This is a genomic window from Cognatundibacterium rivi (assembly GCF_018139565.1).
GTDB lineage: Bacteria > Pseudomonadota > Gammaproteobacteria > Burkholderiales > Burkholderiaceae_D > Undibacterium > Undibacterium rivi.
Window position 1 is genome coordinate 581,557 of sequence record NZ_JAGSPK010000002.1, and the last position, 14,727, is coordinate 596,283.

At 49.1% G+C, this 14,727-nt stretch carries 23 protein-coding genes and 1 tRNA gene; 18 read left to right on the plus strand and 6 right to left on the minus strand.

What is annotated here, in order from left to right; genetic code table 11:
• Nucleotides 1–141: 141 nt before the first annotated feature.
• The 18 genes from KDM87_RS06950 to KDM87_RS07035 all read left to right on the plus strand — a co-directional run bounded on the left by KDM87_RS06950 (nucleotide 142) and on the right by KDM87_RS07035 (nucleotide 8,251).
• Nucleotides 142–447: a flagellar biosynthetic protein FliQ gene (locus KDM87_RS06950; protein WP_212678395.1), complete on the plus strand. Its 306-nt coding sequence runs from the start codon at nucleotides 142–144 to the stop codon at nucleotides 445–447.
• 121 nt (nucleotides 448–568) lie between these two features.
• Nucleotides 569–757 (plus strand): hypothetical protein, encoded by a 189-nt coding sequence (locus tag KDM87_RS06955; protein WP_212678396.1) that lies wholly within the window; start codon nucleotides 569–571, stop codon nucleotides 755–757.
• 9 nt (nucleotides 758–766) lie between these two features.
• Nucleotides 767–1,237, plus strand: coding sequence for an Lcl C-terminal domain-containing protein (locus KDM87_RS06960; RefSeq protein ID WP_212678397.1), 471 nt, complete (start codon nucleotides 767–769; stop codon nucleotides 1,235–1,237).
• A 50-nt stretch (nucleotides 1,238–1,287) separates the two neighbouring features.
• Nucleotides 1,288–1,479, plus strand: a complete 192-nt coding sequence (locus tag KDM87_RS06965) for a hypothetical protein (protein ID WP_212678398.1) — start codon at nucleotides 1,288–1,290, stop codon at nucleotides 1,477–1,479.
• The gene (locus KDM87_RS06970) at nucleotides 1,476–2,024 is read left to right on the plus strand and encodes a YfbR-like 5'-deoxynucleotidase (protein WP_212678399.1); all 549 of its coding nucleotides are present in this window, start codon (nucleotides 1,476–1,478) and stop codon (nucleotides 2,022–2,024) included. Before KDM87_RS06965 ends, KDM87_RS06970 begins: the two co-directional genes overlap by 4 nt.
• Nucleotides 2,021–2,551, plus strand: coding sequence for a hypothetical protein (locus tag KDM87_RS06975; RefSeq protein WP_212678400.1), 531 nt, complete (start codon nucleotides 2,021–2,023; stop codon nucleotides 2,549–2,551). Before KDM87_RS06970 ends, KDM87_RS06975 begins: the two co-directional genes overlap by 4 nt.
• The gene (locus KDM87_RS06980) at nucleotides 2,548–2,841 is read left to right on the plus strand and encodes a hypothetical protein (RefSeq protein WP_212678401.1); all 294 of its coding nucleotides are present in this window, start codon (nucleotides 2,548–2,550) and stop codon (nucleotides 2,839–2,841) included. The genes KDM87_RS06975 and KDM87_RS06980 overlap by 4 nt, the downstream gene beginning before the upstream one ends.
• Nucleotides 2,842–2,850: 9 nt before the next feature.
• A complete protein-coding gene (locus KDM87_RS06985; RefSeq protein ID WP_212678402.1) occupies nucleotides 2,851–3,225 on the plus strand; it encodes a DUF1566 domain-containing protein in 375 nt (124 codons plus the stop codon).
• Nucleotides 3,226–3,297: 72 nt separating this feature from the next.
• The gene (locus tag KDM87_RS06990) at nucleotides 3,298–3,759 is read left to right on the plus strand and encodes a DUF1566 domain-containing protein (RefSeq protein WP_230407621.1); all 462 of its coding nucleotides are present in this window, start codon (nucleotides 3,298–3,300) and stop codon (nucleotides 3,757–3,759) included.
• Between the two features lie 74 nt (nucleotides 3,760–3,833).
• Nucleotides 3,834–4,295: a DUF1566 domain-containing protein gene (locus tag KDM87_RS06995; protein ID WP_212678403.1), complete on the plus strand. Its 462-nt coding sequence runs from the start codon at nucleotides 3,834–3,836 to the stop codon at nucleotides 4,293–4,295.
• Between the two features lie 56 nt (nucleotides 4,296–4,351).
• Entirely contained in the window at nucleotides 4,352–4,747 is a 396-nt protein-coding gene (locus KDM87_RS07000; protein ID WP_212678404.1) for a four helix bundle protein, read from the plus strand.
• A gap of 253 nt (nucleotides 4,748–5,000) precedes the next feature.
• On the plus strand, nucleotides 5,001–6,113 hold the full coding sequence (locus KDM87_RS07005) for an RNA-directed DNA polymerase (protein WP_212678405.1): 1,113 nt from the start codon (nucleotides 5,001–5,003) through the stop codon (nucleotides 6,111–6,113).
• Between the two features lie 94 nt (nucleotides 6,114–6,207).
• Nucleotides 6,208–6,696, plus strand: coding sequence for a hypothetical protein (locus KDM87_RS07010; protein WP_212678406.1), 489 nt, complete (start codon nucleotides 6,208–6,210; stop codon nucleotides 6,694–6,696).
• Nucleotides 6,693–7,022: a hypothetical protein gene (locus KDM87_RS07015; RefSeq protein ID WP_212678407.1), complete on the plus strand. Its 330-nt coding sequence runs from the start codon at nucleotides 6,693–6,695 to the stop codon at nucleotides 7,020–7,022. Before KDM87_RS07010 ends, KDM87_RS07015 begins: the two co-directional genes overlap by 4 nt.
• A complete protein-coding gene (locus KDM87_RS07020; RefSeq protein WP_212678408.1) occupies nucleotides 7,019–7,423 on the plus strand; it encodes a Lar family restriction alleviation protein in 405 nt (134 codons plus the stop codon). Before KDM87_RS07015 ends, KDM87_RS07020 begins: the two co-directional genes overlap by 4 nt.
• A complete protein-coding gene (locus KDM87_RS07025) occupies nucleotides 7,420–7,761 on the plus strand; it encodes a hypothetical protein (protein ID WP_212678409.1) in 342 nt (113 codons plus the stop codon). Before KDM87_RS07020 ends, KDM87_RS07025 begins: the two co-directional genes overlap by 4 nt.
• The gene (locus KDM87_RS07030; protein WP_212678410.1) at nucleotides 7,758–8,078 is read left to right on the plus strand and encodes a hypothetical protein; all 321 of its coding nucleotides are present in this window, start codon (nucleotides 7,758–7,760) and stop codon (nucleotides 8,076–8,078) included. Before KDM87_RS07025 ends, KDM87_RS07030 begins: the two co-directional genes overlap by 4 nt.
• The gene (locus KDM87_RS07035; protein WP_212678411.1) at nucleotides 8,075–8,251 is read left to right on the plus strand and encodes a helix-turn-helix transcriptional regulator; all 177 of its coding nucleotides are present in this window, start codon (nucleotides 8,075–8,077) and stop codon (nucleotides 8,249–8,251) included. Before KDM87_RS07030 ends, KDM87_RS07035 begins: the two co-directional genes overlap by 4 nt.
• Here KDM87_RS07035 and KDM87_RS07040 read toward each other — a convergent pair.
• The 6 genes from KDM87_RS07040 to rdgB all read right to left on the minus strand — a co-directional run bounded on the left by KDM87_RS07040 (nucleotide 8,242) and on the right by rdgB (nucleotide 14,724).
• Nucleotides 8,242–9,363, minus strand: a complete 1,122-nt coding sequence (locus KDM87_RS07040) for a tyrosine-type recombinase/integrase (protein WP_212678412.1) — start codon at nucleotides 9,361–9,363, stop codon at nucleotides 8,242–8,244. The genes KDM87_RS07035 and KDM87_RS07040 overlap by 10 nt on opposite strands.
• 158 nt (nucleotides 9,364–9,521) lie before the next feature.
• Nucleotides 9,522–9,611, minus strand: a tRNA-Ser gene (locus tag KDM87_RS07045).
• 61 nt (nucleotides 9,612–9,672) lie between these two features.
• Nucleotides 9,673–11,688, minus strand: coding sequence for a putative bifunctional diguanylate cyclase/phosphodiesterase (locus tag KDM87_RS07050; RefSeq protein ID WP_212678413.1), 2,016 nt, complete (start codon nucleotides 11,686–11,688; stop codon nucleotides 9,673–9,675).
• Nucleotides 11,688–12,875 carry an HDOD domain-containing protein gene (locus tag KDM87_RS07055; protein ID WP_212678414.1) on the minus strand — a complete coding sequence of 396 codons (1,188 nt, stop codon included), beginning with the start codon at nucleotides 12,873–12,875 and terminating at the stop codon, nucleotides 11,688–11,690. The genes KDM87_RS07050 and KDM87_RS07055 overlap by 1 nt, the downstream gene beginning before the upstream one ends.
• 4 nt (nucleotides 12,876–12,879) lie before the next feature.
• Nucleotides 12,880–14,139, minus strand: a complete 1,260-nt coding sequence (hemW, locus tag KDM87_RS07060; protein WP_212678415.1) for a radical SAM family heme chaperone HemW — start codon at nucleotides 14,137–14,139, stop codon at nucleotides 12,880–12,882.
• Nucleotides 14,140–14,724, minus strand: coding sequence for an RdgB/HAM1 family non-canonical purine NTP pyrophosphatase (rdgB, locus tag KDM87_RS07065; protein WP_212678416.1), 585 nt, complete (start codon nucleotides 14,722–14,724; stop codon nucleotides 14,140–14,142).
• Between the last annotated feature and the right edge of the window lie 3 nt (nucleotides 14,725–14,727).

The following is a 14,727-nucleotide window of genomic DNA, read 5'->3' on the forward strand; positions in this document are numbered from 1 at the left end:
TGTAACAAAACTTTTCAGATCTCTAGTTTATCGATTGTATTTTAATAAACAAATAAATCACATTTATTATTCATTCGCGTATTGACGTTATTTATTCATTCGCGTATATTTAACTTCATCATATCTTTGATGGAGCTAAAAATGCCAAATCACCCAACACGTCGCCACTACCGCGACAGCCTCTTCGGGCAGCAACTTGCAGACGAACAAGAGGTATCACACAAACGCGCTAATCAACTGGCCTATGTTGTGCAGATCGTCGCTGTGTTGATCGTGATTTTGATCACATTAGGCTGGATGGGTGAAGAGCAGTTATCTGACCAACTCAAAAGCGAAGCGGTTATCTCCAATACCAAACATGTTGCCGCACTCGATGCGGCTGAACGTCGCCGCGAAGCGATTGCGGTGGCGGCACTGGGCGATGCAGAGGCATCTGAACAGCCATGATCAGCACATTCACCACCCGCTGCCTGATCGCCAGATCTACGTATCGCGTGCAACGCATTTTCGGCCATAGCCGCGCCCACGCTGCGATCACTGCCCTGCGCAGATTTTTCCCTGCATAGCCATGAAACGCATCACACCTGATACCGCCGCACTGGAAATCGCTCATAAGCGGCTACCGATCAAGCTGCCGTTTTCAGAAGCGATGCGCGTGCCAGCACTGAAACGAATGATTGAAAATCGCGCCCGCATTCACATCCGCGAGCGTGAGAAGTTTGACCTGAAGAAGCTCCAAGCCAACGACAACGACTAAGGAATCATCATGACGATAGCACAAATGACAGCAACACCAGCAGCAACGGCAGCATCGGCAATCTCAACACTGCTTACAACGATAGCCATTCCACGCATCGACACATTCTTGGCAGAGCACGGCGGTATTTTTGCTGGCATCGTTGCCGGTGAAAACGACGCACCAGATTATTTTCTGATCCACGCCACATCTGACCATGAACTTTTCGATATTGACTGGCATAACTCAGTTGAAGCAGCACAAGCGCCAATCAACGGCCTGACAGACTGGTCACTACCCACCCGCCGCGAAGCCCGTTTGCTGGCAATTAATTGCCGCGACAGCTTTGATCTGGATAGTTTGTATTGGACATCTGAGCAGAACGCCCTCATCGTCGGCTACGCCTGGATGCAGAGCTTCCTCTACGGCGGCCAGGGCTACAACCACAAGTCGTTCAAGTATCGCGCTCGCGCCGTCCGCAGAGTATTCATCATTCAGTAATTCAGTCATTCGATTAACCACGGGCGCAGCCCGTTCGCGAGATTTTTACAATGAAAACACACCACCGCATAGGCCAGCCCGTGACGTTTCACTGCCATATTTTAGGAAAAGTGCGCGGCAAAATCCTGCGCTTCGTACCCGACGTGAGCAATGGGCAACTGCATGCAGAGCTTGAATTACTACCCCCGCATGCCGCCACACCCATCGTGACAGAGCCGGTGGTGAATCTGGAGGCAGCATGAAACCTATCATCCTGACGGCAAACGGCTCTTATTTCGATTTACTGGCGCCATCACTTAGCCATATCGACATTGAAACCATCGCCCATGCGTTATCACATATTTGCCGGTTCACTGGACACACCCGCGAGTTCTATTCTGTCGCACAGCACTGCTACCACGCATCATTCATCGTGCCAGAAGAATACGCGCTTGAAGCCTTGCTGCATGATGCAGCTGAGGCGTACATCGGTGACGTAGCAACGCCGCTCAAACGCCAATTGTTTGACTACGCCGAAATTGAGCGAAAAGTGGAGCGCGCCATCGCCGAGCGATTTAACTTAACGCTGCCGATGTCCACACACGTGCACCGGGCAGACCAAATCATGCTGGCAACAGAAAAGCGCGACCTGATGCCAGACAGCGATAACTGGTTCGCTGGCACCGATATTCTGCCGCTGACTGCCAAGCTTGAACCGGTAACACCAACGATGGCAAAGCGCATGTTCTTAGATCGCTACCACCATCTGATCGTGTTGAATGAAATTGCTGCGGGAGAAGCAGCATGAGCAAAAACTCCCAAGCCAAACGCATCGCCCGTCAACACAAACGCGGTGGCTTTGACAGAAAAATCAACCCGTTCGGCGGCCTTGGCGTGCTGCAAAAAAACTACTTCGACAACACCATCGCGCCGCGCAAGCTCGATAGCGATCAGCGTTTCGACATTTCAAAATCAGGCTGGGCGTCGATGCTCGTTATTTTGAAAGACCCCGCTGCAAACGCCGACCACTGGGCCGATCTGGTGACCGCTGCCAACCTCGCATTAATGCTGGCAGAGCAAGGTTACGGGCAAGAGCATGAGCCCGTCATCATCCGCGCCCAAGAAGCCCTCACTCGCATGTACATCCGCGGCATAGAGAAAAACATCTGGCGCCTGGACGGGCAAGGCATTCAAGATATTAAAGACATGCTGCATCTGCATGACCTGCAATGCGAACACGCCACCAACGGCGACATTCAACAAGCCCTGCGCACGATCACTGACCGCGTGATTAGCGGGAATGTGTTTGAAATAGCGCACCCGGAGGCAGCATGAACCACTACATGCGCCTACGTACAACAACACGTGAACTGATAGAAATCGGAACGCGTATACAGCAGTCTGGGACACCTGATTTTGGCAATCCAATGAAACCTATCATCGGCGCTATCACCAAAATGCAGGAATGTGATAGCGGCATTTTTCTTTTCGTCAAAACAGATGATGGAAATATCGAAAAAGCCCATGTCAGATTTGATGTTACCTACGGCATACGAATGAATGAATGCGGAATCGTAACGACTATTTTGCAACCTGCACCACGACAACTTGAAATCAATGCATAAGGAATAACCATGAGCAAAGCACAATTTCTCGCAGAAAGACAACGCCCCGGCGAAATTTATGCCGGACTGATTCTGGGTAAAAACGGCCAGCCGGATTACCACCTCTTCTTATTGGAAGCAAAACCAAAAGCATTGCTGGACTGGGCAGATTCCAAAAAGTGGGCAGCAAGTGTTGGCGGCGAATTACCCAACCGCTGCGAGCAATCGCTGCTGTTCGCCAACCGCCAAGAACATTTTGAGAAAGACTGGTACTGGTCCAGCGAGCAGAACGCCCGCAACGACGACTACGCCTGGGTGCAGAGCTTCGGCAGCGGCCTCCAGAGCAGCGGCCGCAAGTCGGGCAAGTATCGCGCTCGCGCCGTCCGCAGAGAATTAATTATTTAATCATTCAGTCATTCGATTAACCACGGGCGCAGCCCGTTCACGATTTTTTAATTTTATCTACTGGAGCAGACTATGAATATCACGATAGAAGCGATCAAAGAGCAGCATAACAAAGTGGCAGAAATGATCGCAGCATTCGAAGCGAATGCAAAATTATCCGCCGCATTCCCGATCACAGTCAATTTCCCACGACCGAACGCTGGCGAACAATACGTCGGCAGCATCATCAGCGCTGACGGAAAAAAACGCGAACACATTATTTTACTTCCAGGCGAACTCACTGGCGACAACTGGGACGATTCCATGACGTGGGCAGCATCGATTGGCGGCGAACTGCCTGATCGCGTTGAATCCGCCCTGCTTTTTGCAACATTGAAAGACCAGTTCCACGCAGAAGGGTATTGGACACGTGAGCAGGACGCCCACGACGACGGCTACGCCTGGATGCAGAGCTTCATCAGCGGCAACCAGAACGACATCCGCAAGTCGGTCAAGTATCGCGCTCGCGCCGTCCGCAGAGAATTCATTATTTAGTCATTCAGTCATTCGATTAACCACGGGCGTCAGCCCGTTCACGATTTTTTAATTTTTACCTACCGGAGCAGACCATGAATATCACGATGGAAGCGATCAAAGAGCAGCACAACAAAGTGGCTGAAATGATCGCAGCATTCGAAGCGAATGCAAAATTATCCGCCGCATTCCCGATCACAGTCAATTTCCCACGACCGAACGCTGGCGAACAATACGTCGGCAGCATCATCAGCGCTGACGGAAAAAAACGCGAACACATTATTTTACTGCCAGGCGAACTAACTGGCGACAACTGGGACGATTCCATGACGTGGGCAGCATCGATTGGCGGCGAACTGCCTGATCGCGTTGAATCTGCCCTACTTTTCGCAACATTGAAAGACCAGTTCCACGCAGGATGGTATTGGACACGTGAGCAGTACGCCCACTACGACGACTACGCCTGGATGCAGAGCTTCGGCCTCGGCAGCCAGAACTACGGCCTCAAGTCGGGCAAGTGTCGCGCTCGCGCCGTCCGCAGAGAATTCATTATTTAGTCATTCAGTCATTCGATTAACCACGGGCGTCAGCCCGTTCACGATTTTTTTTCATCATGGCTATTCATACCGCTCTGCCGATCTACAAAGAAGCTTACGAGCTTCTGAAGCTGGCGACGACGATCACCAAAAACATGCCGAAAGATTTTAAGGCCTCTGTTGGTGGTGAAATTCGTGCACTGTGTGTGCAAAGCGTGCTGCTGATCGCACGCGCCAATGCCGCACAGGACAAGGCACCGCATCTGGCGACATTGCTTGAGCAAATTCACGCCGTTGAGATTTTATTTCGCTTGGCAAAAGACATGCGATTTATCTCCACCGGTCAATATGCCAACGCAATTCAAACGACAGATGCGATCGGAAAACAGGCTAATGGATGGCGAAAGTCCGCTGTAGCTTCAGCGCCCGTTACATCGATGCCACGGCAGCCTTGTCAGCGCGCTTTAATTTAATCTGGTCATGCCGCTGGGGCAGCAAACCGCCCCACCGCCACGCGCACCACAGATACTGCCGGCACATGCCCGCAAGTCTGGCGCAGTTATTTTATTGATCGGCAACCACCTTCGACGAAACGACATAGATAGCATGAATAATCGCAGAACGCCCACAACGACGACTACGCCTGGATGCAGAGCTTCAACAACGGCAACCAGAACAACAACCACAAGTCGAACAAGTATCGCGCTCGCGCCGTCCGCAGATCAAATGGAGCCAGCGAGCCATGATGGGCCTTTGTTTTCAGAACTCGCGCAAGCCTACTTCGATTGCCGCAAAAACAAGCGCAACTCGCCCAGCGCGTTGGCATTTGAAAGCAATCTTGAGCGTAATTTGATTGCGCTCTATGAAGAATTGATCGACGGCAGCTACACACCGGGAAAATCGATTTGCTTCGTCGTGACGCGCCCGAAAGCACGTGAAGTGTGGGCGGCAGATTTTCGTGATCGCATTGTGCACCACTTGCTTTACAACAAAGTGTCGCCGCGCTTTTACGCCAGCTTTATTGCCGATAGCTGCGCATGCATCCCCGGGCGCGGCACGTTGTATGCCGCAAACCGGCTGGCCGCAAAAATACGCAGCGCATCGCAGAACTGGTCTAAGCCCACGCTTTATTTGAAATGCGATCTGGCTAATTTTTTCGTCAGCATCGATAAACGCATATTGCAAAAACAGCTTGACCAACGCATTACCGAGCCATTTTGGCAGCAACTGACGCACACGATACTCTGGCACGACCCACGCCAGAACGTAGAGATTCGCGGTGAAAAAGAACTGCTGGCAAAGGTGCCGCAACACAAGCGACTGACCGAGCAACCAGCACACCTTGGTCTGCCGATTGGCAATTTATCCAGCCAGTTCTTTGCGAACGTGTATTTGAATGCGCTTGACCAGCATATCAAACACCAGATCCGCGCGCGGCATTACATTCGTTATGTTGACGACATCGTGCTGCTGCATGACTCAGTAGATTGGCTCAACTCGGCGCTGACGGACATTACCCACTGGCTGCCAGCAACGCTGGGCGCGAGACTCAACCCACGCAAAACTATCCTGCAACCCGTCGCCCGGGGAGTGGATTTTGTTGGCCACGTCATCAGGCCGTGGCACACCACCACACGCAAACGCACTGTCAACGAAGCAACCCACCGCATCTCTACCGCGAAACAAAGCGATGTGTTTGCCATGACAAACAGTTACCTAGGGCTGATACGCCAGACAACCGCCAACCATCATCACCAGGCACAAATCGCCAATGCCGCAAGACGCCGAGGATTTGCGGTGAAGAGTGATTTAACGAAGATTTACGAGAGCCGCGAATGATAGAAAAACTGATCCCCTGCGTTGCGGTTGTATTTCAAATTTTTATGCTCTGCTGGTGTTTAGTGAGAGCGGTTGAATCAGATAGGAGTAAATGATGAGCTACGAACAATTACGTGAGCAGTGCGCACAGATCGCTGAGAAGATGCCCGATTTTTCAAGAGATGCGTTTGGACCAGTTCAGCATCGCATTGCTACGACCATCCGCGCCCTGCCGCTGCCTGAAGTGAAGCAAGAGCCTATTTATCTGATTTACAAATGTTCATACCCTTCCGGTGTTTGGATTGTCGCCACAAAAGAAGCGTATGAACGTAACTTAAAAGGTGGTTGGAGAGTCCGATTAGCTTACGAGTCGCATCCAAGTGTTGAAGCCCTGCAAAAAGAGAACGAGCAACTGCAAAGCAATATTCAAAAAATACAAAAACTGCTGTCTGACGATGGCTATGCAATCAGTTTTCAGACATTTGGGCAGTACCGCTCGGCGTTGATTAAAGAGTTAAAAGGTAGCACGCAATGCAGATGCAAGGAACTGGGGGACTTCTGCAATGGCGAGCATCATCCACTTTGTAATGGAGGCGCAGCATGAGTAACTTTCAATACGTGCGTAATCAATATAGTGTCCCAGCAGTGCTTGGACGCCGTGTGACTGTATCAGGCAAACCCGGCATTATCGCTGCCGATCGCGGCCACTATATCGGTGTTAATTTTGACTCAGACAAGCCGGGAGTAATTCACAACTGCCATCCGACAAGTGAAGTGAAATATGGTGATATGGGCGTGGTGCGCAAACCTAGCCGCTATGCAGCTCGATATGACCGCTTCTTAGAATACGGCGATGGTTTTGACTCGTTTATTGATTTTTGTCGATGGGATGCGATGCCGGAGCGTAGCTGGAATGGCGGTGCAGCATGAGCAAGTACACATTGGATCCATGCCCATTCTGTGGCGAACAACCCGAGATTAATCATATAGAAGCCCATAGTCATTCTTTCCAGATTGATGGCTTCAAAATGCCAGACCATCCGGGGTCATGTGTCATCGAATGCGCCTGCGGCGCTGGATTAATTGATTCAGACTTTAATACGGTCGCGACGCGCTGGAATACTCGCGCTATGCCACTACCGGAAGTGACAATAATAGAAATCAACACCGAGGTACTACGCAAAGAGAATGATCGGTTGCGTGATGCACTAGAGAAATGTAGTCACCTTGCTGTCGGTGGACTATGTCAAATGACACACGGCGGAACGCGAGCATTCTGCGAAGACATCAAGCTACATGTGGCAGATGTATTGAAAGGCGGTGCAGCATGAGTTGGTCGATTGGATACGATCGTCACTGGAACCGCGACATTGGATATGGAGTTCCTGCAATTTGTGACCACCCTGAATGCAATGAAAAAATTGATCGCGGCCTTTCATACGTTTGCATGAGTGAAGAGCCTCATGGTGGCGATGGTTGCGGTCTTTATTTCTGCTGGAAACATTTAACAACATGCGGCTGTGAGCGCTGCGCTGCTGGGGACCCACCATTCCAACCAAAACCAGATTCATCTGAATGGGTTGAATGGAAGCTCACTGATGAAAGCTGGGCGCAATGGCGCGCAGAAAATCCAGACGAGGTAGCTAAATTGAAAGGCGGTGCAGCATGAATGCCGAAGTTGCTGATAGACGAATTTTAAATTACCCACTATTTGAAGGTGATTTTGGCGAGCCAAATGACAGGATTATCGCAAACAAAATGGTAATAGCCGCAAAGAATCATCAATGCTTCAATTGTTTTGGAGCCATTGTAAAGAATGAACGGCATCGACATCATGTAGGCATGTACGGCGGCAAATCCCCTTTTCACTATCGATACTGCTCAGAATGTTGCAAAGCAATGGCAGAGTTTGACGAAGAGAAACTGGCGCAACGATATTCCAATGGCAGAAAGGCTTTGGAAAAATCGAAAGGCGGTGCAGCATGAATAAACTACTCACACAGAAAGACGTGATCGACTATCTGCAAGTCACACGCCAGACGATTTACCTATGGCGGCGGCAAGGTGTATTTCCTAAACCATTCCAGGTCGGGCGGTTTCTGCGCTGGAAGCGTGAAGATGTTGAGTCATTCGCCAGCCAGCACACGGCTCATATCTGAGCATCGATCCAATTGCTATACCACCGCATCATGACAACCCGCTGATCGTAATAATCAGCGCGGTTGTAAGCCAGCCGCACATCATCCGTCTCTTTATGCGCGAGCTGCCGCTCTATCCAGTCTCGATTAAACTGTGTTTGTTGATTCAATACGGTACTCGCCAGCGCGCGGAAACCGTGGCCGGTCATTTTTCCCCGATACCCTAAGCGATACAGCGCAAACAGCATTGAGTTGTCAGTAATCGGCTGGCCGCGCCGAACGGGTGATTCCAGCAAATATTCAGAACACGTCATATCAGCCAGATCGGTGATGATGCTCATTGACTGCGGCGTCAGCGGCACAACATGTGGCTTTCGCAGCTTCATCCGCTCTGCAGGAATCACCCACACTTTATTTTCAAAATCGAATTCATCCAGCTTTGCTTTAATCAACTCATTCGTCCGGACAAACGTGTATGCCAGCAGCAGCAATGCTTGCTTAGATACGCCCTGCTCCATAGAACGGATATCATTAAACAACTTGGGGGCATCACTGATATCAATACATGCCATGTGACGGCGCTCGCGAACAGATGGCAACACCCGCGTAAGATTGCTTGCCGAATGCTGCTCTAAATAGCCCAGATCCATTGCGTAATCCATGACCATAGTCACGCGGCCCGCCAATCGACGGGCACTTTCCGGCGTATCCGCAAATTCCTGAATCGCCTTCACCAGGGTAGTACGCGGCATTTTATCGATCGCCAGATCACCCACTTTAGAAATAAATTGCTCTAGCGATGTGATGGTCTGATGCTGATGTTTTGAATTGGAGAGCGAAGGAACTTTCTTTTCAAGCCACTCCCGCGCAACATCTCGAAATGTGGGCGCTGTCTTTACGCGCTCAACCGGGGCTTTTTTACGCTCAAGATTTTTCAGGCGGGCGTCAGCAAGAGAAAGATCGGGATACTTCCCATACGTGATCGTCGTGCGCCGGCCATCAACATCACAATCGCACTTCCATGATTTTGATCCGGCGGCAGAGATATAGAGATATAGCCCCTCGATGTCGCGAATTTTATAGGGCTTATCCTTGGGTTTTGCAGCGTCAATCTGCTTTGCAGTCAGTGCCATGGCAAAAGTAGGTAAATTTTTTAAGTTACCTACATTCTACCTACTTCTTACCTTTTACATAGCTTTACGTCGTTTTGCGAAAAATAACGCTAAGAGGTTGATTACACAAAGAAAAAGGGGTGAAATCTTACTTGATTTCACCCCTCTTTACATGTTCTTGGCGGAAGCTGTGAGATTCGAACTCACGAAGGCTTTAACACCTCGCCAGTTTTCAAGACTGGTGCATTCAACCGCTCTGCCAAGCTTCCGAGCCTCGCATTATATCCTGATAGCGGCACTCAAAACAAGCCTCAGCGACGATTTTTTGCCTTAAAAGACTTTACCGATCAGATTCACAATCTCTTGCGGCGATGTAGGCCTTGAAAACAGGAAGCCTTGCACTTCATCGCAAGATGCCGCACTCAGAAATTGATACTGCTCCGTTGCCTCTACCCCTTCCGCAACCACTTTCAACTGCAGTTGGTGTGCCATGACAATAATTGCACTCGCAATTGCACAATCACTCGCGTCTGCAGGGATGCCCTGCACAAAAGAACGATCAATTTTGATGGATGAGATTGGAAAGCGCTTCAGATACGAAAGACTGGAGTAGCCAGTACCAAAATCGTCCAGCGCAAGACTAACGCCAAGTGCAACCAGTTGCTCCATAATCTCGATCACACTCTCGGTGTTGTGCATCAGCATGCTTTCAGTGATTTCAAGCTCCAGCCAGTCTGGTGAAATCTGATATTGCCGCAGTACCGCTTCAATTTTCGATGGTAAGCCACTGGTGAATTCATTAGCTGACAAATTCACTGCGATTCTGAACGGAGTCAGGCCTGCATCCTGCCATAATTTGGCTTGCTGGCAGGCTGAGTTTAAGACCCATGCATCAATCTGCAGAATCAGTCCGGTCTCTTCAGCAATAGAAATAAACTCCGATGGAGAGATTAAACCGCGCTCAGGATGTTGCCAACGCAGGAGCACCTCTACACTAACCAAGGCGCGCGTCTGCACATCGATCTTCGGTTGATACACCAGGAAAAATTCTTGCTGATGAAGCGCTTTGCGTAAGCCAGATTCAAGAAATAACTTTCCGGCAATGTGTGCATCCATGCCCTGACTGTAAAACGCATAACTGCCCGAAATACCAGCGCCATTACGCTTTGCCTTAAACATCGCAATATCTGCACGTTGCAACAAGCTATCCGCGTCCATTCCATCCTCCGGAAACAGACTGATACCGATACTGGCGCTGACGCGCAGCTCATGTATGCCGATATCAAATGCAGAATCAAGGGATGAGAGAATTTTTTGCGCGACAAGGCTGGCGTGATAATACTGATTCACATCGGTTAAAGCGATGGCAAATTCATCGCTACCCAAACGCGCAATAATGTCTTCGTTTCGCAGAGTTTGCTGGAAACGTCTGGCAACCTGCATCAACAAAGCATCGCCAATCTGGCGCCCGAAAGTATCGTTCACAGGCTTGAAGCGGTTTAAATCGATAAAGAGCAATGCACCGCTCGTTTGTTTACGTCGCAATTGCTGTAAAGACTGATCAACCAGTTGTTTAAACAAACTACGGTTGGGAAGTTGCGTCAGTGTATCGAAATAAGCAAGGCGATTAATTTTTAGTTCTGCTTCTTTGCGTTGGGTGATATCACTGAGATATCCTACAATGCCGACTGGCTGATTATCCTGACTGATGAGCGTAGACAAGGTCAAGCTGGCCCAGAACACCTCCCCTGACTTTTTTCGGCGGCGCACCTCCATCTCGCGACCACCATGCGCCAGAAAATGATCGAAAAATGCTGGCTCCCCATCATCTGACTCTTCATTGTCGTACAAGAACAGAATATTTTTTCCGAGCACTTCGTCAGAGCGATAACCAAATAATTTTTCGGCACCGCGATTCCAGCTCAGGATGAAGCCGGCTAAGTCCATCGTGATCACCGATTCATGAATCTGATCCAGTATCTGCGTCTGCAACATATGTTGTTGCAAATTCATATTTTGTTGCTGCAAAAGATGCTGACGTTTAGCAAACAGACGGGCAGTCAACGTTGCCAACACATTCACTTTTTCCAGATCTGCTTCGGAATAAACACCTTGTTTAGCGGCGAGCAGATAGTAAGTTTCAGGTGAAACAGAAACACAAAATCCCTGCCCGGGCAACCTGGGAGCAACAGTGCCGCGTTCGTAACTGAGCGCCCCATCCGAAAATAAGGTATGCGCAATCCGGTTGATTTCACTGTCCAGATCACGCCCATCCAGACTAAGAACCACCTCACCCAAAGTGACGCCAAGACTCAGATTAAGTACATCAACAGATGTTTCCATCATCACATATCCCGGCAAACCTGATTGACCCAAACGTACGCGTCAAAAATACAATCGTAATAGCTATCTGCATCTAACTCCAATAATCTGGATTGTTCGTATAACGCGATGGAGTTAGTGCGGTCTGCGAGTTCAACTAAACAAAGGCACTGCCCCAGTTTTCCAGATCTGTATAACAATGCCTGCAAAATATCGTCACGCAATTGCAAAGGCTGTAGCACCTCCGACAACGCGCTACCGAACAATTTATCCAGCAAGGAAAACATACCGACCATAAATGCGCCATCCAGATCGTCTTTACTTGCGCCAAGCTTCTGAAATACAGCTTCCATCATGCTGGCGCGAAAAGCGGCTCGTGCCATCAAGGGGTTAAGCGCACCACCCTGCTCCTGCTGACGCGCATACAACAGCAACTGCAACCAGCGCTGCAATTGCCTGCGACCCAATAAACTAATGGCTTGACCAAAGGATGAAACGCGCACCGGTTGATTGAAAGCAGCAGAACTGACTAGTTTGAACAACATGAAAGACAAGGTGGGATCTTGTTTTATTAAACTCTCAAGTTCATCAGTGTCTGCATCACGGGAAAGCAACCCAAGTAGTTTCAGCAAACGTGTGCGTGCCGAGCTATCCGCCGATTTATTTTTTGCTGGCGGATTAAACGCATAATCTCCTGAAAACAAAGTAAAGCCTGCTTGCTTTGCTTGCTCCATCTCTATCGAAGACGAGATTTGTTTCGCCCAATGCTGACCGCCACTAAGACGTGTTATCAAGGGCTTGCAATTGAATGACACGCCATTAGCACAGTCGATCGCGACGTGCCTGGCATCCGTCCAACGCAATTCCGTTTGCGCGCTTAACTGATCAGTGACAATTCTGAATCCGCTCTTGACGATGTTATTCAACTTGGCGTGATTCGACTCTTCAGCACATAGTTCATCAGGCACGCAGAGGACGATTCGGGAACCAGACAGACTGGTATGCAAATCTGCGGGTATTTCTTGCAGATCTTGAACGGAAACGAAATAGCTGATATCAGCGAGTCTGTCGAAAAAACTTGTGCTCTGCCAGTGCTCCAGCATGCTGAATACAACACTCTGAGACATAGCACCAAAATCAGGATAAATCGCGGACAACTGCTGCTGCGAATTCATGACAGGTAAAAAAGAGGGGATAGATGATTGGTACATCGAATTACACATCACGCAAGAAAATTTCCTGAAGATCATTCAAAAATAACCTCCCCGTCGGGGTTGGTGAAATTGTCTGATGATCTCGTTGTATCAGTCCTTTTTTCTCGGCAAGTTGTAATTCTTTTTCGATGGAATTCAGCAGCAGACCAGTACGTTCCTGAAACAAATTGACAGGAAACCCCTGATTCAAACGTAAGGCATTCAGCATAAATTCAAATGGCAAATCGCGTGCATCGATTTCATTCGATTCCTGGACTGCATTACCAGCCATACTCGCCTCAATAAATGCTTTCGGCTGTTTGAAGCGAGCCTGACGCATGATGCGATGTGGAAATGACAGTTTAGAATGAGCGCCTGCACCGATCCCCAGATAATCACCGAAGTTCCAGTAATTCTGATTGTGTCGGGACGCTTTACCAGGTTGCGCATACGCCGACACCTCGTAGTTAACATAACCAGCATCTGCCATCTTCGCGTGTATCAACTCCTGCATTTCTGCACTGGTGTCATCATCAGGAATCGCGGGTGGATATTTGGCGAAATAGGTATTCGGCTCTAACGTCAGGTGATACAGGGATAAATGTGGCGGAGCAAAAGACAGCGCCATATCAATGTCTTGCTGCGTTTCAATCAGCGTTTGTCCCGGCAATGCAAACATCAGATCGAGATTGAAATTATCAAAATGTGTTCTGGCAATATCAATTGCACGTTTAGCGTCATCACCGTTATGAATACGCCCCAACAAAGCAAGGTGCTGTGAGTTGAAACTTTGTATGCCTACCGATAAGCGATTAATTCCGCTCTGTCTGAACGAACGGAATTTTTCGGTTTCAAAAGTTCCGGGATTCGCTTCCAGCGTAATTTCTGCGGCACCATCTATCGGTAATAATGTGCGGATATCCGATAACAAGCGATCAACACCCGCAGCCGACATCAGGCTTGGTGTGCCTCCGCCAATAAATACCGTATAAATTTTACGACCCCATATCAGGGGTAGCGAAGCTTCAAGGTCTGCGCGCAGTGCCGTCAGATAAGCATCTTCATCAAAATTCCCCTTTACTTCATGCGAATTAAAATCACAGTAGGGGCATTTTCTGACACACCAGGGAAAGTGAATATATAAAGACAGCGGTGGCAACACTGACAGATTCAAACTGCCCGGAGACAAAAATTTTGTTGCAACATCTTGTGGAATTTGGGAGATATCCGTCGTTGGTCGCACTGTGCCAGTTAACTGAGAAACCGGTTTAATCGGAATCATTTATTTCAATTTCTCAAACAATGCACGCAACGCCTGGCCTCGGTGCGATAACTGATTTTTTTGTTCGGCAGATAGTTCTGCGACAGTTTTGTTCAGCGAAGGAATCCAGAAATGTGGATCATATCCGAAACCATTCTCACCACGCGCACTGGCAACAATTTCGCCATTCCAGACACCATCAGCGATCACAGGTTGAGGATCGTGTTCTGAACGAACCAGAACCAGCACGCAATAATAGTAGGCAGATTTATCAGCCTTATTTTGCAGATCAGCGATCAGCTTCTGATTATTTCTGAGATCCGATTTCGGTTCACCGGCATATCTGGCAGAAAATACACCGGGAGCGCCTTGTAAGGCATTCACGCAGATGCCTGAATCATCCGCCAGCGCTGGCAAACCCGTCAGTTTCGATGCATGCCGGGCTTTGGCAAGCGCATTTTCGATAAAACTGAAAAAGGGCTCATCTGCTTCCGGCACGTCAAACTCTGACTGCGAATGCAGCTCAACGCCAAGTGGCGAAAGTATCTGGTAAAACTCTTTCAGCTTTCCTTGATTATTGGAGGCCAGTACGATTTTTTTTGTCATCGC